Annotated in this window: 22 protein-coding genes; 12 read left to right on the top strand and 10 right to left on the bottom strand. The window is 65.1% G+C overall.

Features of this window, described 5'->3' with window-relative positions:
- Positions 1-128: 128 nt before the first annotated feature.
- Together WN73_RS11200 and WN73_RS11195 are read left to right on the top strand one after the other, a co-directional pair.
- A complete protein-coding gene (locus tag WN73_RS11200) occupies positions 129-794 on the top strand; it encodes a class I SAM-dependent methyltransferase (RefSeq protein ID WP_028175493.1) in 666 nt (221 codons plus the stop codon).
- A gap of 13 nt (positions 795-807) precedes the next feature.
- Complete coding sequence (locus tag WN73_RS11195) at positions 808-1,851, top strand: zinc-binding dehydrogenase (protein WP_161532415.1); 1,044 nt, start codon at positions 808-810, stop codon at positions 1,849-1,851.
- A 37-nt stretch (positions 1,852-1,888) separates the two neighbouring features.
- Here the strand turns inward: WN73_RS11195 and WN73_RS11190 are convergent, their stop codons facing one another.
- The 4 genes from WN73_RS11190 to WN73_RS11175 form a co-directional block, all read right to left on the bottom strand.
- Positions 1,889-2,017 carry a hypothetical protein gene (locus WN73_RS11190; protein WP_256380410.1) on the bottom strand — a complete coding sequence of 43 codons (129 nt, stop codon included), beginning with the start codon at positions 2,015-2,017 and terminating at the stop codon, positions 1,889-1,891.
- A gap of 99 nt (positions 2,018-2,116) precedes the next feature.
- On the bottom strand, positions 2,117-3,145 hold the full coding sequence (locus tag WN73_RS11185) for an alpha/beta hydrolase (RefSeq protein ID WP_202633090.1): 1,029 nt from the start codon (positions 3,143-3,145) through the stop codon (positions 2,117-2,119).
- 267 nt (positions 3,146-3,412) lie between these two features.
- Positions 3,413-4,435: an LLM class flavin-dependent oxidoreductase gene (locus WN73_RS11180; RefSeq protein WP_028175496.1), complete on the bottom strand. Its 1,023-nt coding sequence runs from the start codon at positions 4,433-4,435 to the stop codon at positions 3,413-3,415.
- Between the two features lie 183 nt (positions 4,436-4,618).
- Positions 4,619-5,080 carry a hypothetical protein gene (locus WN73_RS11175; protein ID WP_028175497.1) on the bottom strand — a complete coding sequence of 154 codons (462 nt, stop codon included), beginning with the start codon at positions 5,078-5,080 and terminating at the stop codon, positions 4,619-4,621.
- A 496-nt stretch (positions 5,081-5,576) separates the two neighbouring features.
- Here WN73_RS11175 and WN73_RS11170 point away from each other — a divergent pair, with 496 nt between their 5' ends.
- On the top strand, positions 5,577-6,209 hold the full coding sequence (locus WN73_RS11170) for a DUF2865 domain-containing protein (RefSeq protein WP_028175498.1): 633 nt from the start codon (positions 5,577-5,579) through the stop codon (positions 6,207-6,209).
- A gap of 223 nt (positions 6,210-6,432) precedes the next feature.
- On the opposite strand, the gene WN73_RS11165 is transcribed toward WN73_RS11170, so the two are convergent.
- The 3 genes from WN73_RS11165 to WN73_RS11155 form a co-directional block, all read right to left on the bottom strand.
- On the bottom strand, positions 6,433-7,098 hold the full coding sequence (locus tag WN73_RS11165; protein WP_370139264.1) for a class I SAM-dependent methyltransferase: 666 nt from the start codon (positions 7,096-7,098) through the stop codon (positions 6,433-6,435).
- Positions 7,099-7,142: 44 nt separating this feature from the next.
- Positions 7,143-7,601, bottom strand: a complete 459-nt coding sequence (locus WN73_RS11160; protein ID WP_011090697.1) for an Rrf2 family transcriptional regulator — start codon at positions 7,599-7,601, stop codon at positions 7,143-7,145.
- Between the two features lie 410 nt (positions 7,602-8,011).
- On the bottom strand, positions 8,012-10,033 hold the full coding sequence (locus WN73_RS11155) for a YgiQ family radical SAM protein (RefSeq protein ID WP_028175500.1): 2,022 nt from the start codon (positions 10,031-10,033) through the stop codon (positions 8,012-8,014).
- A gap of 401 nt (positions 10,034-10,434) precedes the next feature.
- On the opposite strand from WN73_RS11155, the gene WN73_RS11150 reads away from it, so the two are divergent.
- Entirely contained in the window at positions 10,435-10,599 is a 165-nt protein-coding gene (locus tag WN73_RS11150; RefSeq protein ID WP_165448180.1) for a hypothetical protein, read from the top strand.
- A gap of 6 nt (positions 10,600-10,605) precedes the next feature.
- Here WN73_RS11150 and WN73_RS11145 read toward each other — a convergent pair whose 3' ends face one another.
- Both WN73_RS11145 and WN73_RS11140 read right to left on the bottom strand, forming a co-directional pair.
- Complete coding sequence (locus WN73_RS11145) at positions 10,606-11,286, bottom strand: GntR family transcriptional regulator (RefSeq protein ID WP_028175501.1); 681 nt, start codon at positions 11,284-11,286, stop codon at positions 10,606-10,608.
- A 26-nt stretch (positions 11,287-11,312) separates the two neighbouring features.
- Positions 11,313-12,725 carry an FAD-binding oxidoreductase gene (locus WN73_RS11140; RefSeq protein WP_028175502.1) on the bottom strand — a complete coding sequence of 471 codons (1,413 nt, stop codon included), beginning with the start codon at positions 12,723-12,725 and terminating at the stop codon, positions 11,313-11,315.
- 178 nt (positions 12,726-12,903) lie between these two features.
- Here WN73_RS11140 and WN73_RS11135 point away from each other — a divergent pair, with 178 nt between their 5' ends.
- The 8 genes from WN73_RS11135 (at position 12,904) to WN73_RS11100 (ending at position 24,721) form a co-directional block, all read left to right on the top strand.
- Positions 12,904-13,788 carry a dihydrodipicolinate synthase family protein gene (locus WN73_RS11135; protein ID WP_028175503.1) on the top strand — a complete coding sequence of 295 codons (885 nt, stop codon included), beginning with the start codon at positions 12,904-12,906 and terminating at the stop codon, positions 13,786-13,788.
- A 213-nt stretch (positions 13,789-14,001) separates the two neighbouring features.
- Positions 14,002-16,323, top strand: a complete 2,322-nt coding sequence (locus tag WN73_RS11130; RefSeq protein ID WP_271552731.1) for a TonB-dependent siderophore receptor — start codon at positions 14,002-14,004, stop codon at positions 16,321-16,323.
- A 2-nt stretch (positions 16,324-16,325) separates the two neighbouring features.
- On the top strand, positions 16,326-17,522 hold the full coding sequence (locus WN73_RS11125) for a PepSY-associated TM helix domain-containing protein (RefSeq protein WP_271552730.1): 1,197 nt from the start codon (positions 16,326-16,328) through the stop codon (positions 17,520-17,522).
- Positions 17,523-17,597: 75 nt separating this feature from the next.
- On the top strand, positions 17,598-18,830 hold the full coding sequence (locus WN73_RS11120; RefSeq protein WP_271552729.1) for a rhodanese-like domain-containing protein: 1,233 nt from the start codon (positions 17,598-17,600) through the stop codon (positions 18,828-18,830).
- Positions 18,831-19,127: 297 nt separating this feature from the next.
- Positions 19,128-20,372 (top strand): phosphoglycerate dehydrogenase, encoded by a 1,245-nt coding sequence (gene serA / locus WN73_RS11115; RefSeq protein WP_028175507.1) that lies wholly within the window; start codon positions 19,128-19,130, stop codon positions 20,370-20,372.
- 111 nt (positions 20,373-20,483) lie between these two features.
- The gene (locus WN73_RS11110; RefSeq protein ID WP_028175508.1) at positions 20,484-21,503 is read left to right on the top strand and encodes a patatin-like phospholipase family protein; all 1,020 of its coding nucleotides are present in this window, start codon (positions 20,484-20,486) and stop codon (positions 21,501-21,503) included.
- A 3-nt stretch (positions 21,504-21,506) separates the two neighbouring features.
- The gene (locus WN73_RS11105) at positions 21,507-22,961 is read left to right on the top strand and encodes a GntP family permease (protein ID WP_028175509.1); all 1,455 of its coding nucleotides are present in this window, start codon (positions 21,507-21,509) and stop codon (positions 22,959-22,961) included.
- A gap of 98 nt (positions 22,962-23,059) precedes the next feature.
- Positions 23,060-24,721, top strand: a complete 1,662-nt coding sequence (locus tag WN73_RS11100; protein WP_271552728.1) for a tannase/feruloyl esterase family alpha/beta hydrolase — start codon at positions 23,060-23,062, stop codon at positions 24,719-24,721.
- Positions 24,722-24,781: 60 nt separating this feature from the next.
- Here the strand turns inward: WN73_RS11100 and WN73_RS11095 are convergent, their stop codons facing one another.
- Positions 24,782-25,309, bottom strand: a complete 528-nt coding sequence (locus WN73_RS11095; protein WP_271552727.1) for an Hsp20/alpha crystallin family protein — start codon at positions 25,307-25,309, stop codon at positions 24,782-24,784.
- Positions 25,310-25,390 lie beyond the last annotated feature (81 nt).

Here is a 25,390-nt window from a genome sequence, read left to right as displayed (position 1 = left end):
CCGCACCATCATTGATCTGAAACAACGATCACCTGCAGCACAGATGCTAGGGTGATTCGCAGGTCACGTCGCAAGGCTCCCCAGGCCGGTCAAGACAATCTCAGCGCGTGATGGAATCCGAGGACTTGATGGGACGACTACTGAATATCGTGACGCCACTGCATACTGCGACCAAGCGCGACTACATGGGGCGCATGAACGACGACAAGATCGGCTGCTCGCTGAAGGCGCGGGAATACGAGGCCGATTATTGGGATGGCGACCGCCGTTTCGGCTATGGCGGCTACCGCTTCATCGACGGGCGCTGGGCTCCGGTCGCCAAGGCGCTGATCGAGACCTATGGCCTGAAGGATGGGTCCAGCGTGCTCGACGTCGGCTGCGGCAAGGGCTTCCTGCTGTACGAGATGCAAAAGATCCTGCCGGGCTTGAAGGTCGTCGGCTTCGATATCTCCAAGCATGGTCTTGCAAATTCGCATGAGCAGGTGAGGCCGTATTTGTTCAACTATCGCGCCCAGGACGTCTATCCCTATGGCGACGACAGTTTCGACCTCGTCATCTCGCTCGGCACTCTGCACAATCTCAGGCTCTACGAGCTCGATGCGGCGCTCAAGGAGATCGAGCGGGTCGGCAAGAACAAATACGTCATGGTCGAGGGCTACCGGACCGTTGCCGAGTTGCACAACCTCGAATGCTGGGCGCTGACGGCGGAGTCCATCCTGCACACCTCCGAATGGATCTGGCTCTACGGGAAGCTCGGTTACACCGGCGATTACGAATTCATCTATTTCGAGTGACCGGGCTCAGCTCATGGACATCAAGACTGCCAAGGCAGCGATTCTCGTCGAGTCCGGCAAGCCGCTGATCGTCGACGAGTTCACCTTGCCCGATACGCTCGAACACGGCCAGGTGCTCGCGCACGTGCACACCTCGAGCATCTGCGGCGCACAGATCAACGAGATCGACGCCGTCAAGGGCGTCGACAAGTTCCTGCCGCACCTTTTGGGGCACGAAGCGCTGGCGACCATCATCGAAACCGGACCCGGCGTCGTCTCGTGCAAGCAGGGCGACACCGTCGTCATGCATTGGCGGCCGGGCAAGGGCATCCAGTCCAATACGCCGGTCTATTCCTGGCACGGCAAGCGCCTCAACGCGGGCTGGGTCACCACCTTCAACGAATATGCCGTGGTGTCGGAAAATCGCGTCACGCCTGTTCCCTCCTCGATCGATCGCACGAGCGCGCCGCTGCTCGGCTGCGCGGTGACGACCGCGCTCGGCGTCGTCAACAACGACGCGCAGGTCGCCATCGGCGAAGCCGTCGTCGTGTTCGGCGTCGGCGGCGTCGGGCTGAACATCGTGCAATTCGCCGCGATGGTCGGCGCCCATCCGGTCGTTGCGATCGACCGCCTCGACAACAAGCTGGAGATGGCGAGGCAGTTCGGCGCCACCCACACCATCAACTCCGAGACGGTGAAGGATGTCGCCGCCGAGGTTCGGTCCATCACGGGGGCTGACGGGCCCGACAAGGTCGTCGAGACCACCGGCGTCAGCCGTTTGATCGAGCTCGCCTACGAGGTCACCGCGAAGAAGGGCCGCTGTATCCTTGTCGGTGTTCCCCGCGACAAGGTCGAGATCTACACGCTGCCGCTACACTTCGAGAAGGTGCTGAAGGGTTCGGAAGGCGGGCAGTGCCAGCCGGCGCGCGACATCCCGCGTCTCGTCCGGCTCGACGAAGCCGGCAAGGTCAGTTACCGCGGGATCGTGACCCACGAGTTCGCGCTCGATGACATCAACGATGCGCTGGATTTGATGCGCAGCGGCACGTCAGGGCGGATCTTGCTAAACATCAGCTGAACGCCGCGGCCGATGTCGATCACACCAACGACTGGTCCTACCCGGTCATCTGGTGGCGAGGCGCGGATGGCGTTGACAAGGTCGTGGCGAGCGCGGGTTGCACCGGCCGCCGGCCGATCATCAGCGACAGCACGGCCGCGACGATCCCCGTTGCGCCCGCGATCATGAAGGCCTGCAGATAGTCTCCCTGCGCCGAGCGCGTGAAGCCGGCGAAGAAGTCGGCGCGTCCATCGGGAAGTCCACGATGCGCCGCAAGTGCACGCTCTTACGCGGCCGTACTGTCGATCGAACGGCGGATCTCCCGCTGCACTTCCGCGCTCGATAGAAACAGATCGTGATTGATGATGCTCCAGCCTTCCTGGGAAGCATCGACCACGCGCACGCCGAGTCGCTGGATGACAGCCTTCTCGGCGGCGCCGACCCTGGTCATTCCACCCGCGATTTGTCCCGACAGAGCCAGAGCGCGATCGTTCGTCGCGGCGATCACGGTGATCTTGCCGGCAAGCGGACCGATGCGGTGGATCGCCGACGTGAACACGTCCATGTCGATATCGGGTGCGGCAAACACGACCGTCCCGATCCTGCTCGTGACGGTGTCGCCGTATCGCGCATAGAGCTGACGCAGGCTCTCGAGCGTCAGCATGGTCCCCATGCTGTGCGCAACGATGTGCACGCGGCCGCCGCCTGACGTCGACACGAGGGAAGAGAGCACGCGTTCGAAATCGTCGCGGGACCACATCGCACTGTCCCGGTCATAGGCATAGTCGAACAATCCTGCCTTGGAGGGCCAGGAGAACACCATAGTCCGGCCGCGGAATTTGATCCCATCGGAGAGATGGGCGGCGTCGAGCGCGGCCGTCTCGAATGTCTGCTTGAAGCCGTGCACATAGATCAGCACGTCTCCTCCCGCGCCGGCCTGCGCAAGGAGATCGCCAATTTCGGCTTGCACCGGTTCGACCTGATCTAGGCGCCAATCGCCCAGTCCGACCGAGGCGAGGGAAAGTCGGCTCTCGTCCGGCGCCACCAGCCTTGCCCGCGCGACCGTCATTGCGGTCGCCCGCTCCGGCCCGAACCAGGGTTTCGTGCGGCCGCCCTTCACGGGCTTTCGTGTGGTGGCGACGAGCAGTGTGGGATCAACGGAAAGGGACGACGCGTCGTAGCGCGCGCCGGTCGCGCCCAAGCCTGCGCATCCGCCCAGCGCGAGAGTGCTGCCTGCCGAGACAAGCCCGCGCAGGAGCGCGCGGCGCGAAAGGGAATGATGAGAGTCGCGTTGTAGAAGATGTCGGACGATCACGCGGAACCTTTGGGAACTATGCCCACCATAGCGCCGCCCCGCCTAGCTCCCTGAACGACAATGGGGGCGAGAAGACGGCGGAGCAGCGTCCTGGCAGGTCGCGTGTCATGGCGTCCGTTCGCCGGTCTGCGAGCGATGCGACGAAGTTCCAACGCCTGGGTGGCGGTTGCCCATCAATGATGAGCCGACACGCCCCTGACGCATTGGGTCAACAGATCAACGGTGGCGAATTGGCCGACATGCGATGCACGGCTTTCGCCAGATCTCTCAGCGCCAGCCGAGCGCAGGCGCAACGTGCGTCAGGATCGCCTCGATCGCATGCGCGCAGTAGGCCACGCCCAGCTGGTTCGGGATCGTCAGCAGCAAGGTGTCAGCCTCCGCGATCGCCTCATCCTGCCGCAGCTGCTCGATCAGCACATCCGGCTCCGCCGCATAGGAGCGGCCGAAGATCGCCCGCGTCTGCGGGTCGATGAAGCCGATCTGGTCTTCGCCTCCGCGCTCCCCGCCGAAATAGGCGCGGTCGCGATCGTTCATCAGCGCGAAGATGCTGCGGCTGACGGACACGCGCGGCTCGCGGGCGTGGCCGGCTTCCTTCCACGCGGCACGATAGGCGCGGATTTGCGCGGCCTGCTGCACATGGAAGGCCTCGCCGGTCTCGTCGTTCTTCAGCGTCGAGCTTTGCAAATTCATGCCGAGCTTCGCCGCCCACACGGCGGTCGCGTTGGAGCCGGCGCCCCACCAGATCCGTTCGCGCAGGCCGGCGGCATGCGGCTCGAGGCGCAGCAGCCCCGGCGGGTTCGGAAACATCGGCTGCGGATTGGGCTCGGCAAAGCCTTCGCCGCGGAGCAGGTCGAGAAAGACCTCGGCATGGCGGCGGCCCATGTCGGCATCGCTCTGGCCGTCGGCCGGCCGGTATCCGAAATAGCGCCAGCCGTCGATCACCTGCTCGGGCGAGCCGCGGCTGATGCCGAGCTGCAGCCGGCCGCCGGCGATGAGATCGGCGGAGCTCGCGTCCTCCACCATGTAGAGCGGGTTCTCGTAGCGCATGTCGATCACGGCGGTGCCGATCTCGATTGTGCTGGTCCTGGCGCCGACCGCGGCAAGCAGCGGAAAGGGCGAGGCCAGCTGGCGCGCGAAGTGATGCACACGGAAATAGGCACCGTCCGCGCCGAGCTGCTCGGCCGCAACCGCAAGCTCGATCGATTGCAGCAGCGTGTCCGCCGCCGAGCGCGTCTGCGACTGCGGCGAGGGCGTCCAGTGTCCGAAGGACAGAAATCCGATCTTTTTCATGGGGGCAACATATGGATGATCGGAAGAGTTTGCGAGACGTCGATCGGAGGAAAGATGGCAATACGGGGTGTGCACCCGTAAGCCCCCTTTGGGGAAACTGATTAGGCGCGGTCTGGACTGCTGCCCGATAGCGGGCCACGAACTCGGATCGCTCAACTTCAATCGGCCACCCGAGAAGCGTCCTCAGATGTCGCAACCGGTCAAATTCAATGCCTTGCGCAAGCCACCAAACGCCTTGAGCCGACAGGGCTCCGCATTGCTTGCGGCCTTTGAGCGCTGGAAGTTGGCAGTTCGCTTGACAGCGGTTGCCTTCGGCTTGGGACGTTCAGCGGTCGCGATCTTTTTCGGATTGTGCCGATGACGGACGATCGGCTCCGGCTCGGACGAGCCAATATGGGCGTCTTCTGGCGGAGCAACGCGGTCTTCCACCGAAGCAGTCTGTGTCGGCGTCGCGCTGCTCACAGCGGCAACGTCGAGGCGGTCAGCCTTCGCAAGGGCGTCGTGTGAAGCAGAAGTGCCCGCGTCCTGCTCGGCAAGCGGCTGCACGATCGCGGCCGCGCGACGCGGTGGCGCTCTCAGCTCCATTGCCGACAGCATTCCTACACTCAACAGGATGAGGAGGCCCAACAACGCCATTCTCAGCATAATGCGCCTCTGACCCAGATTCGTGCCGCTGAAAATTCTCCGCGCCAATGAGGCAACTTGTCGACGGCTGCCGACTCGCGACAAATCATTTGCCGACAGGGTTAACGTCGGTGATGCTCCCGCATGTGCCGGTAATGCCGCCGCTCACGTCGGCTTCCGCGAGCAGTCCGTACTTAGTCACGCGAAAATGGTCTGTCAGTGGCCCCGAGCCGAGCGCCACATGAGCGATCGTCATGTCTGCGGTTTGAGGGAGGCCGGACACCGCCTGACAGATTGGACGACCGCTGCTTTTGACCCGAACCGGACTTCGGTCGGTTTCAACGCGGCGCGAACTCCGGGGGATCACGGCTCCCACGGCGTCCCATAACGGCCGAAATGTGGCGCTTGCCGTGCCCACTCGCCTATTTCTTTCCCCTTCTGCGCCCAGCTTAGAGCGCGTTTCGTATCCACGATTGCCGCAAGCGCTCTTTGTGCTGAAGAGAGTTCGTTGCGTCCGGTGGAGCAAGCGATGCGTACCGAATCGTGCTTTCAGCGCAAGCTGCGCCGCATGCTTGTTGCTGTCGCCATCGTTGGCCCCGTGGCGCTGACGCCCGAAATGAGTGCGGCCGAAGGCTTGCTTGATTTCTTTTTCGGTGGCGGCCAGAAGCAACAGCAGCAGACCTCGTCTTTTGATCCGCAATCACCACCGCCGCGGCCGGTCGTCGTAAGCGCGGGACCTGCCTTCTGCGTGCGCAGTTGCGACGGCAAATATTTTCCGCTGATGCGCGGCGCGGCCTCGCCGGCGCAGATGTGTAAGGCCTTCTGTCCGGCAAGCCCGACCAAAGTTTTCTTCGGCTCCAGCATTGACAGAGCCTATGCCGCAACCGGCGAACGCTACGCCGATAGCGAAAACGCCTTTGCCTATCGGAAGGCGCTGCGCGCCGATTGCACTTGCAACGGCCAAAGCCCCGCCGGTCTTGCATCAGTCGATCTCGCGATGGACGGCTCGTTACGCTCGGGCGACGCGGTCGCCACCGCTGACGGGCTCGTCGCTTATTCCGGCATACGGGTCGGTAACGACCAGAACCCGGATTTCACGCCGCTTCCGGCGGCGACCATCACGCGGAAGCCGGTGCCCGCGCGCGACTAGCGCGTAGATGCGGATTGATGTTGCAATCAATGTCCGACGATCACCTCTTGCAGAGCTTCTTCCGTTGTTGGCCCTTTGCCGACTCGCAGGAGCGTACTGGCCATGTCTGGTTTTGAAGGCAGAACGGACACCGCCTCATTCGCGGGCTAAGGGATCATGTCTGCACGTCCCGGCGGGTCCCGGCTTTCCATGAATGCGCGCCGTGTCGACGAAGCGTGACGTCTCAGGCGTATGCCACCCAGCCGCGGAAGGTGAATCCGGCGTAGAACAGGGTCGGCTCGGAGAAGCCAGCGTTCCGCAGAATTGCCTCATCCTGCGCGGGCGTGAGGATCTCCAGATGGTTGGTGACGGCGTCGCGCGCGGCAGCCGCCTTGTCCGGCTCGACGCCGGATGCGGCCAGGAACGCCGAATATCGCGATAGCCACAGCGGCCGCTCATCGTCGCGATCAGGGATGCTGAAATGAGCGATCACGAAGGGCGCGCCCGGCTTGAGGCGGCGGCGGATTTCGGCGGCAATGCGACGCCGTTCCGCGGCATCGACGAAGTGCAGGGTCAACAGGCACGTGGCGCCGTCGAACGGCCCCTCCGGGGCAGCGTCGACATAGCCCCGGTGGAGATGCGCGCGCGAAGCGAGCGGGCCCAACGTTTGCCGCGCGAGATCGAGCATCGCCGCCGAGGGGTCCACACCGTCGAAGGTCCAGCGCGGCTGCGCCTGCGCAAAGGCTCTCAACTCCAGGCCGCCACCAGCGCCGAGGGCGAGGATTCGCGCGTCTTCACGCGCGCGCTCGGCCAGCAGGATCGCCGCCATGGACAGCATGGAATTGTAGCCGGGAACGAACCGCGGCGGCCCTTCCGTGTATTTCGCCACTGCTTGCGGATCGGAGAACATGGCTTGAATGTCGGTCATGAGGTTGCCTTGCTGAACGGAGCCGATCACGCGTGATGCGCGCTGATGTCGCGGACCTTGCGGGCCCCGAGCCGCTTGCGCAGATCATCGCCCAGCATCGCCAGCGTCACTGCACCGAGGCGCGACAGCAGCAGCGCCTCGGCATCTTGAAAGGTCCGATCCAGGGCGGCATTGACGGCCTGCTCGACGAGACAGCCCGGCGCCTCGGTCCGGTTGCCCATTGCCAGAAGCGGGGGATTGCCGAGCGCGGTGTAGACGTCGCGCAGCGTCACCTTCGACAGGTCGCAGGCCAGCGTCCAGCCGCCGCCATGCCCCTTCTCGGAGCGGACGTAGCCGAGGTCCCTGAGGCCCGCCATGATGCGCCGGATCACCACCGGGTTGGTGTCCATCGCCTTCGCCAGGGTCTCGGACGTGAAGGGGCCAGGCTGCTGCGCCATGTGGAGAAGGACATGGAGCACGCCGGATAGACGGCTGTCTCGTTTCATGTAACTTCATATGTTGCATGATGGCGCCGAGGTCAAGGGGTCTCGGTGTGTGCGGTACGGAGCGAGCGCTCATCGCCCGGCGTGTAGATTGGATTCCAATCGATGGACTGGTTCGACTATCGTTTGGAGCATGATCCGCACAGCGCGTCGAACAGGCGCGAAAAAGCTCGCGCGCGGGACGCTGTGTGAAGCTTGACGATATCGATACGGAGTGGCGCCGGAGGCTTGCTCATCCCAGGCGCCCGACGATGCCATCCTGCTCCTGTCTTGCCCGACGGGTCAACGTCGGCGCAAAGCGCGTAAGCCATTGATCCCGCTCATGCAGGCTACTGTGCATGGGGTTGTTTTCTACATTTTTGTTTTGGGAGTACGAAAGCGCCAGGCCGAACCGGATCTCATCCGGCTCTTGCCTACTTCATCACCCGCAGACCCTTGGTCGTGAACCGCTGCGTCTTGCCGCCGGGGCGCACGGGCCGCCTTGTGCCGGCGGCCTTGCCGGTGCCGGGCGGCTGGTGTGCTGGCACGAGCTGGTCGGGGCGGGAGCCGATCAGGTCGGCGCGGCCCATCGCCTTCAGCGCCTCGCGCAGCACGGGCCAGTTGTCGGGGTCGTGATAGCGCAGGAACGCCTTGTGCAGGCGGCGCTGGCGCAGGCCCTTGATGGCCTCGACCTTGCCGCTGCCGCCATGACGCACGCCGCGCAGCGGATTGACGCCGGTGTGATACATCGCGGTCGCGGTCGCCATCGGTGAGGGCAGGAAGGTCTGCACCTGGTCGGCGCGATAGCGGTTCTTCTTGAGCCAGAGCGCGAGGTTCATCATGTCCTCGTCGGTCGTGCCCGGATGCGCCGCGATGAAATACGGGATCAGGTAATATTTCTTGCCGGCCTGCTCGGCCGCGGCATCGAACATCCGCTTGAACTGGTTGTAGGCGCCGATGCCCGGCTTCATCATCTTGTCGAGCGGGCCGCGCTCGGTATGCTCCGGCGCGATCTTCAGGTAGCCGCCGACGTGATGGGTGACGAGCTCCTTGATGTATTCCGGGCTCTCCACCGCGAGGTCGTAGCGCACGCCGGAGGCGACCATCACCTTCTTGATGCCCTTGGTCTCGCGCACCTTGCGATAGAGCCGGATCAAATCGTCATGCGACGTGTTGAGGTTCGGGCAGATCTCCGGGAAGACGCAGGACGGCCGCCGGCACGCCGCCTCGACCTTCGGGTCCTTGCATGCCATCCGGTACATGTTGGCGGTGGGGCCGCCGATGTCGGAGATCACGCCGGTGAAGCCCGGCGTCTTGTCGCGGATCTTCTCGATCTCGCGCAGAATAGAACCCTCGGAGCGATTCTGGATGATGCGGCCCTCATGCTCGGTGATCGAACAGAAGGTGCAGCCGCCGAAACAGCCGCGCATGATCGTCACGGAGAACTTGATCATGTCCCACGCCGGGATCTTGGCATCGCCGTAGGACGGATGCGGCGCGCGCGCGTAAGGAAGATCGTAGACCGCGTCCATCTCGTCGCTGGTCAGCGGGATCGGCGGCGGATTGAGCCAGAGATCGCGGTCGCCATGACGCTGCACCAGCGGCCGCGCATTGCCGGGATTGCTCTCCCGGTGCAGCACGCGTGACGCACGCGCATAGGCTTCCTTGTCCTGCTCGACCTGCTCCAGCGCCGGCAGGCGAATGACGGTCGCGCCCTTCTGGCGGGTTGCGCCTTCGTCGGCGGAGTCGAGATCGTCGGCGTGCAGCTCGGAATAGTCTTCGGGCACGCGGCGGAACAGTGCGACGCCCCTGATATCGTCGAGCTCGCGCGGTGCCTCGCCGGCGGCAAGACGGTTCGCCACTTCGACGACGGCGCGCTCGGCATTGCCGTAGAGCAGCAGATCTGCCTTGGCGTCGGCCAGCACCGAGCGGCGCACCTTGTCGGACCAGTAGTCGTAGTGCGCGATCCGGCGCAGCGATGCCTCGATGCCGCCGAGCACGACCGGGACGTCCTTGAACGCCTCGCGGCAGCGCTGGGCGTAGACGATGGTGCAGCGGTCCGGCCGCTTGCCGCCTTCGCCGCCTGCCGTGTAGGCATCGTCATGGCGCAGGCGGCGGTCCGCGGTGTAGCGGTTCACCATGGAGTCCATGTTGCCGCCGGTCACGCCGAAAAAGACTTTCGGCTTGCCGAGCGCCTTGAACGGCTCGGCCGAATGCCAGTCCGGCTGCGCGATGATGCCGACCCGGAAGCCTTGCGCCTCCAGCAGCCGGCCGATGATCGCCATGCCGAAACTCGGATGGTCGACATAGGCATCGCCCGTCACCAGCACGATGTCGCAGGCATCCCAGCCGAGCGCGTCCATCTCGGCGCGGCTCATCGGGAGAAACGGCGCCGGCTTGCGCGGGCGGGCCTGGGCCATCAGAGGCTTTTCGGCGGCGATGATCTGGGTGTCCATGGCGCATACGCATAGGACTCCGGAGGCGCGAATACAACCGATCGCTGGGCTGTCTTCGACGATTCCGGTTCCCGCGTGGCGCGCAATTCGGCAACGCCAGTCGCGCGGGCAGCGTCAGCGGACTGTGATGGAGCAATCGCAGATCCGATGCCGGCCGCGGTGAGAACCCGGACGACGGATCGCTCATATGATGGGCAAGGAAGCTTCTGACGGCGGTCAGCTGGCGCCGACTGTTCCGTCGGCCCCGCGTTGCGGTTCATTTGCAGGAACCAACCGCCCCCGCGAACATTCTGATGAAGGCACCGGCGCGAGCTCTGCTCGCGCGCGCCGCGACGATCCCGGCGCCAGTGCCCGCAACCGGATTTTTGCCTTGATGCTCGATTCGGGGCGATGGGGGACTTGTGAGTACGGTCATAGAGAACTTGCTGGCGCGGAAGCAGAAGCTCGTAGAGGAGCTCGAGACGGCGCAAACCATCGAGGACCGCGACAGGATCGAGCATCAGCTCGAGCAGATCAACACCGCGCTGGATTTCCTGGACAGGCCTGGTCCGAAGGACGGGCGGTAGAACCGCTCAATCCACTTTCAGCGCCTCCACCTTCAGAGCCTTGGCGTAGACCACGCCCGAATTGGTGATGTGCGTGGTCATCAGCGCTTCGAAAGCCGCAAACGCGCCGCGCGCGAACAGGTCCAGCAACTTGCGGTGCTCGTCGAAGGACGTGCGGGTGCGCACGTCGATCGGCGAGGTCAGATTGGTGCGCAGCGCCGCGACGCGGCCGGAGACGAGCTGGTAGGATTCGACGAGGTAGCGGTTGCCGCAATGGGTGAACAGCGCCTCGTGGAACGCGGCATCGGCGCGGCCATAGGCGATGTTGTCGCGGGCCGAGACCGCCGGCTCCATCGCCGCGATCGCCTCGCTCATCGTCGCGACCGCACCGTCGCGATCGTGGCGGAAGGCGAGTTCTGCGGCCTTGGGCTCCAGCGCGATCCTGAAAGTGCAGAGCGCGGCGATGTCGTCCGCGCTCGGGGTGAAGACAAAACTGCCGACCTGCGGGCGGATCACCACGAGTCCCTGCGCCTGCAACTGGCCCATCGCCTCGCGCACCGGCGTCCGGCTGACGCCGAAGGAATTCGCCACCATCTCCTCGGAGATCGCAGCGCCGAGCGCGAACTCGCCGTCGATGATCGCCTGCCGCAGCCGCTGCATCACCCGCTGCGACAGCGATTTCGGCGTATCGAGCTTCAATGATCTCATCGGCGCTCCCATCACTGTGCAGTCGGTCAGATCACCTTGCCGGGATTGAGCAGATGATCGGGATCGAGCGCGGCCTTCAGCGTCCGCATCAGCGCGATCTCCGCCTCGCTCCTGGCATGGCCCAGCCATTTCTTCTTCAGCGTGCCGATGCCGTGCTCGGCGGAGACGCTGCCGCCCATCTCGCGCACGAGACCGTAGATGATCGCGTCCATCTCCTCTTTCGGCTGCTGCTCGACGGAAAGCCCGGTGACCCAGGACACCAGGTGCAGATTGCCGTCGCCGATATGGCCGTAATAGACGCTCTCGCAGCCCTTGATGCCATTGGCGAGCGCGGCCTTGCAGCGCGTGACGAACTCGTCCATCTGCGCCACCGCAAGGCCGATGTCGTAGGAGATGTGCGGGCCCAGCACCTGGCCGAACTCGGCGCAGATGTCGCGCACCCGCCAGAAGGCTTGCGTCTGCGCCAGCGATTGCGCGACGGCGGCATCGGCCAAGAGCCCGCGCTTCATCAATTCCTCGAGCCAGCTCTGGAAGCGCGGCGCATCCAGGCTTTCGTCGGTGCCTTGCGCTTCCACCAGCACGTAGAGTCCGTGGCCTGCGGCGACCGGCGGCTTCACGCCGGCGCGCGTCGTGATCACGTCCCAATAATCCGGCCACATCACCTCGAACGCCGACAGCAGCGGGCCGAGCCCGCTGCGCGCGGCGTCCAGCAGTGCGATCACCGCCGCATAATCCTTCAGCGCGCAGAGCGCCGCCATGGTCGAGCGCGGCTTCGGGAACAGTTTCAGCACCGCGCGGGTGATGATGCCGAGCGTGCCTTCCGAGCCGATGAACAGATGCTTCAGGTCGTAGCCCGCATTGTTCTTCATCAGCTTGTTGAGATTGGTGATGATGGTGCCATCAGGCAGCACCACCTCCAGGCCGAGCACCAGCTCGCGCGTCATGCCGTAGCGGATCACGCGGTTGCCGCCGGCATTGGTGGAGAGGTTGCCGCCGATCGCGCACGAGCCGCGCGAGCCGAGGTCGAGCGGAAAGAAGAAGCCGGCCTCGTCCGCGGCCTTCTGGATCGTCTCCAGCGGCGTGCCCGCCTTCACCGTCATCGTCATCGACGCGCGATCGATCTCCTCGATGCCGGTCATGCGCTCCAGCGAAATCGCGACCCAGCCCGCTTCAGGCGAGGCACCGCGGCACAGCCCGGTCAATCCGCCCTGCGGTACGAACGGCAGATGCGCCTTGCGGCAGGTCAGAATCGCATCGGCAACGCCCTGCGCATCGAGCGGACGGATCACCGCCCGCGGCGCTTGCGGCAGGCTCGCGCTCCAGTCGTTGCAATTGCGCGCAGGCACATCGGTGCCGGTCAGCACGGCGGCCGCGCCGAGCTTGTCGCGCAAGGCCGCGAGCAATTGGTCGGGACGCTCCACAGGGGTCACCATGTCCATGCAAGACCTCCTCAAAATCTGGCCGCGTCTGTCGCGCGCCTGCTGCGCGACGGGGATTTGCGTCTGTCTTGTATGTAAGGTACAAGGTGAAAAGTAAAGCAAAAACAAGTCTCCGCTGAGCCCGGAAGATCGTTATGGATCAGAGGCTTAGTCCGAGACCGCAGCAAAGGGTGGTGTGATGATGGAGGCAATTCGCGGGTTCTGGGTGGCGTCGGCGACGCCGCTGGCGACCGACGGTGGCGTGGATCACGCCCGGCTCGCCGCCCACGCCAAGCAACTCTTCAGCAAAGGCGTCGACGGTGTCGTGCTGTTCGGCACCACCGGCGAGGGTACCTCCTTCAACGTCGCCGAACGCGTCGCGACCATCGAAGCCATGCTCAAGGCCGGCGTCGCGCCGGCGCGCATCGGAATCGGCGGTGGATTTCCCGCCATCAGCGACAGCATCGCGCTGACGCGCGCCGTGCTCGGCCTCGGCCTGCGGCACGTGCTGCTGTTGCCGCCTTACTTCGACCGCAGCGTCACGCCCGAGGGTATCGAGGATGCCTTCGCTGCGATCATCGATGGCGTTGCCGACGATCGCCTGCGTGCCTCGCTCTATCACATCCCGCAGATCTCCGGCGTTGCGATTCCGACCACGGTCGCCGCAAGCTTGCGCAAGCGTTACGGCAAGCTGGTTGCAGGCTTGAAAGACTCCAGCGGCGACTTCAAGCAGTTTCAGGCGTTCCGCGCCGCCGCGCCCGAGCTCGCCATCACCGTCGGCAACGAAGCCGACATCGCCCGCGCCATCGCCGCCGGCGGCGCCGGCACCATCTGCGGCATGGCGAATGTTGCGCCGGAGCTGGTCAAGGCGATGATCGACGGCAAGGATGTCGAAGCACGCATGCAGGCCGCGATCGACGTCGTGGTGAAGACGCCATCCTTCCTCGCAACGCTGAAGGCGATCCTTGCGGCGCAGACGGGCGATGCAGCGTGGCTGCGCGTGCGCCCGCCGCTCCTGGCCTTGTCGGACGGCACTGCGTCCAAGCGGAAGCTCGACGAACTGATGGCTCCTGCCGTCGTGTGAAATCCCGCAACGTTGCGACAAGCCGCCGCGGATTTCGCGCGCAGCGTGTCGCGATCGGCGCGAGAGCAATCCTTGATTGCTGTTCCGCGTCCATCCGCGCTTAGAACCATTCAACACTAGAGGGATTCAAGCCCGCCTACGGTTCTCTTCATTCGCAACGGCTGTTAGACGCGCCAGCTTCAATGCTGTGTCTGACTTGGAAGTGAATCGAAAGTGCGTGCTCATCTGGGTGGCCGCGTCAGCGGTCATCGAATTCGTGCCGGCGGGAGCCGTGCAGGTCTTCTCATCGGAGCAGCCGTGCTGCTCGCCGAATATCCCTCCAACACGACGAGCGCGCAGGCGCAATCGGCCCTGCCGCCGGTGACGGTGGAGGCGCCGGCACAGCGGCCGAAGCCGGCGCGTGCATCGGAGGAGACTTCACGCCGCACCCAGACCGCCGCGCGCCAACGCAATCGCAATGCCGCGCCGGCAGCGCCGGCAATATCCGAGCGCGCGGCCGCGGAGGCCGCCGCGCAGCAAGCCGCCAAGCTCGGCTACCGTGCGATGCCGAGTGCGACCACGCTGCGCAGCGGCGCCTCGCCGCTCGATACCTCGCAGGCTGTCAACATCGTTCCCGAGCAGGTGTTGAAGGACCAGCTCCCGCGCAACATCGACGACGCGCTGATCAATATCAGCGGCATCACCCAGACTAACACGCTCGCCGGCAGCCAGGACGCGGTGATCCGCCGCGGCTTCGGAGACAATCGCGACGGCTCGATCATGCGCAATGGCATGCCGCTGGTGCAGGGCCGCAGTTTCAACTCCGCGGTCGAAAGCGTCGAGGTGCTGAAAGGGCCCGCCTCGCTGCTCTACGGCATCATGGACCCCGGCGGCATCGTCAACACCATCAGCAAGCGCCCCGAGCTCTATCAACACGGCTCGGTGACGCTGCTCGGCTCGGCCTTCAGTGCCTCCAAGACCGGCGCCGACGGCCTGCTCGACGTCACCGGTCCGATCGGCGACCAGGGCCTTGCCTATCGCTTCATTGGCTACGGCGTCAGCGAGGATTACTGGCGCAATTTCGGCCGTCACCGCGAGATGCTGGTCGCGCCGTCGCTGGCCTGGTACGGCCAGGACACCACGGTCCAGCTCAACTACGAGCATCGCGAGTTCATCTATCCGTTCGATCGCGGCACCGCATTCAATCCGGTGACGAAAGCGCCGCTGGCAGTTCCAGCCGACCGCCGGCTCGACGAGCCCTTCAACAACACATGGGGCACCTCCGACCTGATGCAGGCGTCGGTCGAGCACCGCTTCAACCAGGATTGGAAGCTCTACGCAGGCTATAGCTACAACACCGAAACCTTCAGCGCCAACCAGCTCCGCATCACCGGCATCAACTTCACGACGGGTGCCGAGACGCGCAGCAATGACGGCACAGGGAGCTCGCTCAGCAATGTCAGCTACGGAACGTCCTACATCTCCGGTGGCTTCTGGCTCGGCAACATGCGCAATGACGTGGTGTTCGGCGGCGACGGCCAGTATCGCACTATCTACCGCGACGTTCTGATCCGGCAGGCAACTCCCGCCTTCAATGTCTACAATCCCGTCTACGGGCTGATCGGGCCGGGGACGACGGCCTCGAACAGCGACAGCGCCCAGACCGACAAGCTCGGCCAATGGTCGTTATTCTTCCAGGACACGCTGCATCTGACCGAACGGTTCGCGCTGGTCGGCGGCGTGCGCTACATGGACTACGACCAGATCGCCGGCCGTGGAAAGCCGTTCGTCACCAACACCAACGTGTCCCAGGACAAGGTGCTTCCGCTCGGCGGCGCCATTTTCAAGCTGACCGACCAGGTCTCGCTTTATGCGAGCTATACCGAGTCACTGAAGCCGAACTCGACCATTGCCCCGATCGGCGTCACGATCGACTCCAACGTCGCGCCAGAAGAAGGCGTGTCATACGAGACTGGCGTGAAGTTCGATCTGAACAAGCGCATCTCCGGTACGCTTGCGCTCTACGATCTCGACAAGAAGAACGTGCAGACGACGAAGACGAACAGCGCTGGCGTGGTGGAGCTCCACACCGTCGGCCGTGCCCACTCGCGCGGCATCGAGTTGGACGTCACCGGCAGGCTCACCGACAGCTGGGCCTTGATCGGCAGCTATGGCTACACCGATGCGCGGGTGACGGCGTCCGAAGATCCGACGCTCTACGGCAAGAAGCTGCAGAACGTCGCGCTGAACACGGCCTCGCTCTATCTGGTCTATGATTTTGGCACAGCCTTGCCGGGTCAGCTCCGGCTCGGTGGCGGCGCGCGCTATGTCGGCGACCGTCCCGGCGATTCGACCAACGCCTTCTTCCTGCCGTCCTATGTCGTCGCGGACATTTTCGCGACTTACGAGACCAAGTACGAGCAGTTCCCGGTCGTCTATCAGTTCAACGTCAAGAACCTGTTCGACACCGTCTACTATCCTTCCGCCGTCAACAATCTGAACGTCGCCATTGGCGATGCTCGCCGTGTCTCTCTGTCCGCGACGGTGAAGTTCTAGCGATGGCAGCGCGGTTGGGGCACACCATCAAGGCCGTCCTGCGCCAGGTCCACTCCATTGCGGGCCTGGCTCTCGCGCTGCTGCTGTCCCTGATCGCGCTGACCGGCGCGATCATGAGTTTTGAGGACGAGATCGTCGACCATCTGAACGCCGGCATCATGCAGGTCTTGCCGCGGTCCACGCCGGCGCTGATGCCGGACGAACTGGTCGCGCGGCTGAAGGCGGCGCAGGCTTTCGGCAAGGTCTCGGCCGTCACTCTGTCGAGCGATCCGGCCGCGGCGGTGCATGTCCGCTTTGGCCGCGATGAGCAGGGCGGGCGGCCGGCTTCGCTCTATCTCGACCCCTACGACGCGCGCGTGCTGGGTTCGCCGCGGGGCGAGGAATTTTTCGCGACCGTGCGCAGGCTGCATCGCTGGTTGCTCATCCCCGGCGATGCCAAAGGCTGGGGGCGCCAGGTCACCGGCGTGGCCGCGCTCGGCCTGATCGTCATGCTGGTTTCGGGTCTCGTGCTGCGCTGGCCGCGCCGTGCCGGCAGCGTGAAGATGTGGCTGAAGCCCAATCTCGGACTCAGCGGACGCGGTCTGCACCGAACGCTGCATGCGGTGATCGGCACCTGGGTTCTTCCGATCTATCTGGTGATGACGCTCACCGGGCTCTGGTACTCGTTCGATTGGTACAAGGACGGCGTCGCCTGGCTGCTGTCACGCCCGCATGTGGCAGCCGCGAAGATGCAGCCCAAGATGCCTGCAAAGGCGCCGCGCGTGGCGGCCGTTTCCGAGCCGGCCCGGCCGATCGGATTCGACCAGGCATGGACTACGTTCCAGCGCGAGGAGGGCGACCGCTTCTCCAGGGCCCTGCTGACGCTGCCCGCCGGCCCCGGCACGGCGATACGGATCCGGTCGTGGGGCAAGGATTCGACGCTCGAGGCCACGCGCGACGAATTCCGCGTTGATGCCGCTACCGGTCAATTGGTCGCCGCGGATCGCTACGCCGACAAGACCTTCGGCGAGAAGATCATCGCGGCCGTGTACGACATCCATCGTGGTGCGATCCTGGGGTGGCCGGGCAAGCTCGCGTTCATGATTGCCGCGGCCTTGATGCCGCTGTTCGCGATCACCGGTCTCCTGCTCTACCTGTCGCGCCGCAGGTTGCGGCGTCCTGCGCAGCCGCCGCTCGGGCGCCTCGTTCCCGGCGAGTGAGCTGCGCCGGAAAGACTAGCCAACTCGCCTGCGATCGTTCAAAAGCCCATGGCCTGTCCTCTCAAGGTTCACGCCATGAAGCTTTCGACCGTCACCCCCGCCGATATCCGCCGCGCGCTGCTGCTGCGCGAGGAGATCGCGCTGCTCGATCTCAGATACGAGGCCGCCTTCGCCACCGGCCATCCGCTGTTCGCGGCCAACATGGCCGCGGACCGGATCGCGATTGAGGCCGAGGTGAGACTGCCGCGCAAGGACCTTGCGGTTGTGCTCTATGATGACGGTGAGGGTTTGGTCGCGGCGGGCGCAGAGCGCCTTGCGGCGCTCGGCTACAGCAATGTCCGTGCGCTCGATGGCGGGCTGAGGGCCTGGCGCGATGCGGGCTATCAGGTGTTCGAGGACGTCAATTCCTATTCGAAAGCGTTCGGCGAGCTGGTCGACGCGCGACGTCACACGCCGTCGTTCAGTGCCGACGAAGTGGCAAAACTGATCGCGGACAAGGCCAACATCGCGATCCTCGACGTCCGCCGCTTCGACGAATATGCGACCATGAACATTCCGGGCTCGGTCAGCGTGCCCGGCGCGGAACTTGTGCTGCGGGCAGGCCAGGCCGCGCCCGATCCCGACACCACCATCATCGTCAATTGTGCCGGCCGCACCCGTTCGATCATCGGCACCCAGTCGCTGATCAATGCCGGCGTGCCCAACAAGGTGCGGGCGTTGCGCAACGGCACCATCGGCTGGACGCTGGCGCGGCATGCGCTCAACCACGGCGCCGACCGGCGCGGCGCGATCGGGCCGTTCGAGGGCGGCCTGGCCAATGCCCGCGACGTCGCCTATCGCGCCGGCGTCCGCCACATCGGCGCAGGCGAGGCGGCGACGCTCGCGGCGCAGACCGATCGCACGCTCTACCGCTTCGACGTGCGCGATGCGGAGGAATACGCGGCCGGCCACCTTCCGGGCTTCCGCCATTATCCCGGCGGCCAGCTTGTCCAGGAGACCGACATGGCCGCACCGGTGCGTGGCGCACGCATCCTCCTGACCGACGACAAGGGCGTCCGCGCTGACATGACGGCATCCTGGCTCGCGCAGATGGGCTGGGAGGTGTACGTGCTCGAAGGCGGCTATGACGGCGCGCTGGAGGTCGGTCCGCCGCTCGTGCTGCCGAAGCCGGATCCGGCGCACCGCTATCGCCGTCCCTATGAGGGGACCGATGTCGCGGAAGGTGCGATGCAGGCCTATCTCGACTGGGAGTATGGCCTCGTCGAACAACTCCGCCGCGATGGAACGCACGGGTTTTATGTGATTTGAGGCGCAGCGGCCGCAAGTGCTTCTCGACGCGAGTGATCCTCTCTCACCGTCACCCTGAGGTGGCCGCTTCTTAGCGGCCCTTGAAGCGCGACGGCCGGGCTGCATCCGGGCCGTTCATCCTTCGAGGCTCGCCCTGCGGTGCATCCGCACCACAGGCCTCGCACCTCAGGATGATGGGGCTGGTAGCGAAATTGCCTCTCCCGCTCCCGCCATCTTCTCCCCGTATCCAACCCCTATTGTGCTGTGCACCGTCCGCGGTTTATGAGCTGCGGCAAAGCCGCCATTCATGGAGATTCTATGCCAGCCCCAGGCCAAAGCCCTGAGCGGAGCGCGAAGGCGCTGCTGCTCGAAGGCGTCAATGACAGTGCCGTGGACCTGTTCCGGAGCGCGGGCTTTGCCAATGTCGAGCGGCTGACCAAGGCGCTGGACGGCGAGGCGCTGCGCCAGGCGCTCAAGGGCGTGTCGTTGCTCGGCATCCGCTCGCGCACCCAGATTACCGACGACGTGCTGGCGGCCGCCGATCAGCTCCTTGCGGTCGGCTGCTTCAGCGTCGGCACCAACCAGGTCGATCTGCTGGCGGCGCGCAAGCGCGGTATTCCCGTCTTCAACGCCCCGTTCTCCAACACGCGCAGCGTCGCCGAACTCGTGATCGGCGAGATCGTGATGCTGCTGCGGCAGATTTTCCCGCGCTCGGTCTCGGCCCATGACGGCGGCTGGGACAAGTCCGCGACCGGCAGCCGCGAGGTGCGCGGCCGCACCCTCGGCATCATCGGCTACGGCAATATCGGCTCGCAGCTCTCGACCCTGGCCGAGGCCATGGGCATGCGGGTGATCTATTACGACCGCACCGACAAGCTCCGCCACGGCAACACCGAGCCGGTCGAGAAGCTCGAGGAGCTGCTGGCGCAGAGCGACGTCGTCAGCCTGCACGTGCCGGAGACGCCGGAGACATCAGGCATGATCGGCGAGAAGGAGCTGCGGGCGATGAAGCCGGGCTCCTTCCTGATCAACAACAGCCGCGGCACCGTGGTCGATCTCGATGCGCTGGCGCGCGCCTTGCGCGACGGTCACATCGCCGGTGCCGCCATCGACGTGTTTCCGGTCGAGCCGTCGTCGAATTCCGATCGTTTCAAGAGCCCGGTGCAGGGCCTCGGCAACGTCATCCTTACCCCGCATATCGGCGGCTCGACCGAGGAGGCGCAGGAGCGCATCGGCGGCGAGGTCGCGCGCAAGCTGGTCGACTATTTCATCACCGGCTCGACCATGGGTGCGGTGAACTTCCCGGAGGTGCAGTTGCATCTGCGTCCCTCCGGCGCGCGCTTCAGCCATGTCCATCGCAACGTGCCGGGCATGCTGCGGCGGCTCAACGAGGTCTTCCTCCAGCGCGACATCAACATCGCGGCGCAATATCTGGAGACCGCCGGCGACCTCGGCTACGTCGTGCTCGATGCCGATCTCGGCGGCCAGGATTCGGGCGAATTGCTCCAGCAGATCCGCGCTCTCGACGGCACGGTCGGCGCAAGGCTGGTATTCGAGCACTAAACGGCCCCACGTTCCGGTTGCATCTTTTGGCAACTGCTCTCACACTGCGCTCGAATTCGACGTGGTCAAAAATCGCGTCGAATTTGAGCTTCAGTTGCGTGAGTGTCCGCCATGGAACGGGACGCCGTACTGATTGATCTCGCGCTTCAGGGCGGCGGTTCGCACGGCGCCTTCGCTTGGGGCGTGCTCGACCGCCTGCTGGAAGAGAGATGGCTCACGATCGCCGCGATCTCCGGAACCTCCGCAGGCGCGATGAATGCGGCGGTGCTGGCGGATGGCTGGACGGCCGGCGGCGCCGAGGGCGCGCGCGAGGCGCTCGAACAATACTGGCGCCGCGTCTCCAGGGCCGCTGCCTTCAGTCCGCTGCAACGCTCGCCGCTCGACCGGCTGATGGGACGCTGGACCCTCGATACGTCGCCCTTCTACATCCTCACCGATCTGATGTCGCGCGTGCTGTCGCCCTACGACCTCAATCCAACCGGCTACAATCCGCTGCGCGCGGTGCTGGCCGAGAGCATCGATTTCGAACGCCTCGTGCGTTCGCCGATCCAGCTGTTCATCACCGCGACGCGGGTGCGCACCGGACGCGGCCGCATCTTCCGCAACGCGGAGATCACGGCGGATGTGCTGCTGGCATCGGCCTGCCTGCCGACCATGTTCCGTGCCATCGAGATCGACGGCGAGCCCTATTGGGACGGCGGCTTCGCCGGCAATCCGACAATCACGCCGCTGGTTCGCGAGAGCGACGCGCACGACACCATCCTCGTCCAGATCAATCCGACCGAGCGGCCGGAGGAACCGCGGACAGCGGCTGAAATCCTCAACAGGCTGAACGAAATCTCGTTCAACTCGCCGCTGATGAAGGAACTGCGGATGATCGCGCTGCTGCGCCAGGCGGCCGACCCCGGCAGCGGCGAAGGCGCGCGCTGGGCGAAGATGCGGACGCACCGGATCAAGAGCGACATGCTGACGAAGTTCGGCGCGTCGTCGAAACTCAACGCGGAATGGGAATTCGTCTCGATGCTGCGCGCCGAAGGGCGCATGGCCGCGGACGCGTTTCTCGCCGAGCATGGGGCCGACATCGGCCGGCAATCGACCGCCGATCTCGACGTCCTCCTGGCGGAGTGCTGAGGCATGGGTCTTCTCGGCCTCCTCGTCGGGCTCGGCCTGCTTGTCCTGTTTGCCTTTCGCGGCTGGAGCGTGCTTCTGCTCGCGCCGTTCGCGGCACTCGTTGCTGCCCTGTTCGGCGGCGAACCGTTGCTTGCGAACCTGACGCAAGTCTTCATGGTGAATGCTGCGGGATTTCTGGCGCAGTTCTTCCCGATCTTTCTGCTTGGTGCCGTCTTCGGCAAGTTGATGGATGACAGCGGCGCGGTGACGTCGGTCGCCGGCTTCATGGCGGAGCGCCTTGGCGAGCGGCGCGTGATCCTGGCGGTCGTTCTCGCCGGCGCGCTGGTCACCTATGGCGGCGTCAGCCTGTTCGTCGCGTTCTTCGTCATCGTTCCCATGGCCCGCTCGCTGTTTCGCGCGGCTTCGATTCCGCGTCGCCTGATCCCGGCCGCGATCGTGCTGGGAACGTCGACCTTCACGATGTCGGCCCTGCCAGGCACGCCGTCGATCCAGAATGCGATCCCGATGCCGTTCTTCGGGACGACGCCGTTCGCCGCACCGGGCCTCGGCATCACCGCCTCCCTCATCATGCTTGGCGCGGGATTGTGGTGGCTGCATCGCGCCGAGGCAGCAGCCCGCCGCGCCGGAGAAGGCTATGGCGACGATGCCGACGGCTTGATCGAGCAGGCCGCCGCCGACGAACTCGTGCGCGAGCGCGCAACGACCGCGCGCGAGTTCGATCCGGCTGAACTACAACACGGTCATCGCAGCGACCGGCCTTCGCCCGTGCTGAACGCCATCGCGCCGCTGGTCGTCGTCGTCACCGTGAATCTGGTGATGTCGCTGGTGGTGCTGCCGCGGCTCGATGTCAGCTATCTCGCCGAGCAGCGTTTTGGCGAAACGTCGCTCGCGGCCGTCGCGGGCGTGTGGTCGGTCGCGGTGGCGCTGGCGACGGCCATCGTCACCACCATCGCACTGAACCGTGCCCGCCTGCCGGCGCTTCGCCGGACCATGGACGCCGGGGCCAATGCGTCGGTGCTGCCTGCGTTCAGTGTCGCCAGCCTCGTCGGATTCGGTGCCGTCGTCGCCTCGCTGCCGGCGTTCACGATCGTGCGCGACTGGGTGCTCGCGATCGAAGGTGGTCCGCTGGTCTCGCTCGCCGTCGCGACCAACATCCTGGCCGCGCTGACCGGGTCGGCATCGGGCGGGCTGACCATCGCGCTCGAAGCGCTCGGCCCGACCTATGTCGAGCTCGCCGCACGCACCGGGATCGAGCTCTCGCTGATGCATCGAGTCGCGGTGATCGGCTCGGGGACGCTGGACATCCTGCCGCACAATGGCGCGGTGGTCAGCCTGCTCGCGATCTGCGGCCTGACGCACCGTGACAGCTATTTCGACATCGTCATGGTCGGCATCGTGACGTCGCTGCTGGCGCTGGTCGCCGTGATCGCGCTGGGCAGCGCGTTCGGATCGTTCTGATCAAAATGCGAACGTGAGCGATTGACGGAACGTTGAAGGTTGCATTCAATGCGGCCAACTGGCCAAATCCAACAAACAGCGAACGCCGGGTGGAAACGATGACGCGAAAGAGAGCGAAGCTGTGCGCATGGCTCGTGGGCGCGGCGGCGGCAATGGGCGCGAGCGGCGCGTCGGCGGTAACGTTGGTGGAGGATGCCGACACGGTCTGCAAGGGGCTCGTCGGCGGCGTCGATGCCGTGAAGATCGATTCTGCGACGTTGCAGGCGCCGTCGCAACTCGCTGTTGCGGAGCGCGGCCCGACACCATCGGGGCGCATCACGCCGGCCAATCCCGGCTTCTGCAAGGTGCTCGGCCATATCGATCCCGTCGATCCCAAGGCGCCGCCGATCAAGTTTCAGGTCAACCTGCCGGTGGAATGGAACGGCCGCTCGGTGCAATATGGCGGCGGCGGCTTCAACGGCGTGTTGATCACCGGCCTTTCGCTGCCGCCGGCCTATCCGTTCGACAAGCCCTCGCCGCTCGCGCGCGGCTTCGTCACCTACGGTACCGATTCCGGCCATGAGTCCAGGCCGGGCGAGCCGCCGCAGGTGTTCGCGCTCAACGACGAAGCCTTCGAGAACTTCGCCCATCGTGCCTACAAAAAGGTTCGCGACGTTGCCGTCGCGCTGATGCAGCGCGCCTACGGCAGGACGCCCGAGAAGATGTACTTCATGGGCTCGTCCGAGGGCGGTCGCGAAGGCCTCACCATGGCGCAGCGCTACCCCGATGATTTCGACGGGATCTTTGCCCGCGTGCCTGTCATCAACTGGGTCGGCCTCCAGCATGCCGGCACGCGTTCGGGCCTCGTGACCATGGGCGACGGCTGGATCAACCCGGCGCAAGTCAAGCTCGTCGGCGATGCCGTGCGCGCGGCGTGCGACAAGGCCGACGGTTCCGTCGATGCGCTGGTGCAGGATCCCGTATCCTGTAAGGCGGCGTTCAAGGTCGAGACGCTGCGCTGTGAGGCCGGCAAGAGCGGCGATCAGTGTCTCACCGATGCGCAGATCAAGGCGGTCAACACGCTGCATGCGACCTACAAATTCCCGTTCGCGCTCGCCAACGGCCTCGACGACTATCCGGGCTGGGGCGTGTCGGGTGAGGACACGCCGGCTGCCGGTCCGACCGGCGGCTGGATCGCGTGGTGGCTCGGCACCGCGCCGCCGGCGCAGCCGCCCGCGCCCAACAACGGCATCGCCTGGATCTACGGCGCCGGCGGCATCCGGTATGTGTTCGCGCGAGATCCCAATCTCGACGTCACGACCTACAAGCCGGAGGCGCACAAGGCGCGGTTGCTCGAGGTCTCCAGCCTGATGGACTCGACCGACCCCGATCTCAGCCGCTTCCGCGCCCGCGGCGGCCGGCTGATCATGCTCGAGCACATGGCCGATTATGCGCAGAATCCCTATGCCGGCATCCGCTATTTCGAAAGCGTCGAGCGCCTGATGGGCTCGGCGACGACAGAGTTGTTCGCAAGGCTCTACACCGCGCCTGGCGTCGACCATGTTGGTTCCGGCGCGCCGGCCAATGTCGACATGCTGAGCGTGCTGGTCGACTGGGTCGAGAACGGCAAGGCGCCCGGCGACCTGGAGGTCACCGAGCAAAAGGTCGAAGGGCCGTTGTTCGCGGTGACGCGGGCGCTGCCGCTGTGCCGCTGGCCGGCCTGGCCGCATTACAAGGCGGGTGCGGTGACGGAGGCGTCGAGCTATTTCTGCGCGCAGTGAGATCAGCGCAAATCCCGCGAGGCCGCTGCGCCTTGGCGGCCTCGCGCCGATGCCTGGGGGTCAGGCCGCCTTGACCTCGATCTTCTTGGCGGGCTTCTGCGCTTCCGCCGTCTTCGGCAGCGTCACTTTAAGCACGCCGTTTCTGAACGACGCTTCGATCTTGTCGGCTTCGACATCCTTGGGGAGGCCGAAGTGGCGTTCAAAGGAACCATAGCGTCGCTCGGAGACGTAATAGTCCTTCTGCTTCTCCTCCCTCTCGAATTTCTTCTCGCCCTTGATGGTGAGCCCGTCATTGGCGACGTTCACCTCGATGTCCTTCTCGTCCATTCCGGGCAATTCGGCCGTGATCTCATAGGCCTTGTCGCTTTCGGTGACATCGACGGCCGGTGTGCTCACGAGCTTCTGTGCCAAATTGCGCTCGAAGCCGGCGAGCGAATGGAACGGGCGGCGCCAGAAATCGTCAGTGCCGAAATCCTCGAACAGCCGATCGACTTCCTTGCGGAGCGCCTCGAACGGTCGCCACGTTTCGCCGCCAAATGCGGGTTCGTTGGTTTTCTTGGTGACGGGGAGCTTGGTTTCGTTTGCCATGATCTCTCTCCTTCAGAGATAGAGCTCGCTCAATGCGCCAAACCTCCATCGGTGCTTACAGCCTGTCCTTGATTTGTCTCA

The sequence above is a fragment of the Bradyrhizobium sp. CCBAU 45394 genome (assembly GCF_028128655.1).
In the GTDB taxonomy this organism is placed as follows: Bacteria; Pseudomonadota; Alphaproteobacteria; order Rhizobiales; family Xanthobacteraceae; genus Bradyrhizobium; species Bradyrhizobium diazoefficiens.
The sequence above is the reverse complement of the archived record's forward strand: the minus strand, read 5'-3'. Positions and strand labels throughout refer to the sequence as shown.

Coding starts and splice junctions, on each gene's coding strand:
- WN73_RS11200 (WP_028175493.1), top strand. CDS start 129: ATGGGACGACTACTGAATATCGTGACGCCACTGCATACTGCGACCAAG.
- WN73_RS11195 (WP_161532415.1), top strand. CDS start 808: ATGGACATCAAGACTGCCAAGGCAGCGATTCTCGTCGAGTCCGGCAAG.
- WN73_RS11190 (WP_256380410.1), bottom strand. CDS start 2,017: ATGATCGCGGGCGCAACGGGGATCGTCGCGGCCGTGCTGTCGCTGATG.
- WN73_RS11180 (WP_028175496.1), bottom strand. CDS start 4,435: ATGAAAAAGATCGGATTTCTGTCCTTCGGACACTGGACGCCCTCGCCG.
- WN73_RS11175 (WP_028175497.1), bottom strand. CDS start 5,080: ATGCTGAGAATGGCGTTGTTGGGCCTCCTCATCCTGTTGAGTGTAGGA.
- WN73_RS11165 (WP_370139264.1), bottom strand. CDS start 7,098: ATGTTCTCCGATCCGCAAGCAGTGGCGAAATACACGGAAGGGCCGCCG.
- WN73_RS11160 (WP_011090697.1), bottom strand. CDS start 7,601: ATGAAACGAGACAGCCGTCTATCCGGCGTGCTCCATGTCCTTCTCCAC.
- WN73_RS11155 (WP_028175500.1), bottom strand. CDS start 10,033: ATGGACACCCAGATCATCGCCGCCGAAAAGCCTCTGATGGCCCAGGCC.
- WN73_RS11145 (WP_028175501.1), bottom strand. CDS start 11,286: ATGAGATCATTGAAGCTCGATACGCCGAAATCGCTGTCGCAGCGGGTG.
- WN73_RS11140 (WP_028175502.1), bottom strand. CDS start 12,725: ATGGACATGGTGACCCCTGTGGAGCGTCCCGACCAATTGCTCGCGGCC.
- WN73_RS11135 (WP_028175503.1), top strand. CDS start 12,904: ATGATGGAGGCAATTCGCGGGTTCTGGGTGGCGTCGGCGACGCCGCTG.
- WN73_RS11125 (WP_271552730.1), top strand. CDS start 16,326: ATGGCAGCGCGGTTGGGGCACACCATCAAGGCCGTCCTGCGCCAGGTC.
- WN73_RS11120 (WP_271552729.1), top strand. CDS start 17,598: ATGAAGCTTTCGACCGTCACCCCCGCCGATATCCGCCGCGCGCTGCTG.
- serA (WP_028175507.1), top strand. CDS start 19,128: ATGCCAGCCCCAGGCCAAAGCCCTGAGCGGAGCGCGAAGGCGCTGCTG.
- WN73_RS11110 (WP_028175508.1), top strand. CDS start 20,484: ATGGAACGGGACGCCGTACTGATTGATCTCGCGCTTCAGGGCGGCGGT.
- WN73_RS11105 (WP_028175509.1), top strand. CDS start 21,507: ATGGGTCTTCTCGGCCTCCTCGTCGGGCTCGGCCTGCTTGTCCTGTTT.
- WN73_RS11100 (WP_271552728.1), top strand. CDS start 23,060: ATGACGCGAAAGAGAGCGAAGCTGTGCGCATGGCTCGTGGGCGCGGCG.
- WN73_RS11095 (WP_271552727.1), bottom strand. CDS start 25,309: ATGGCAAACGAAACCAAGCTCCCCGTCACCAAGAAAACCAACGAACCC.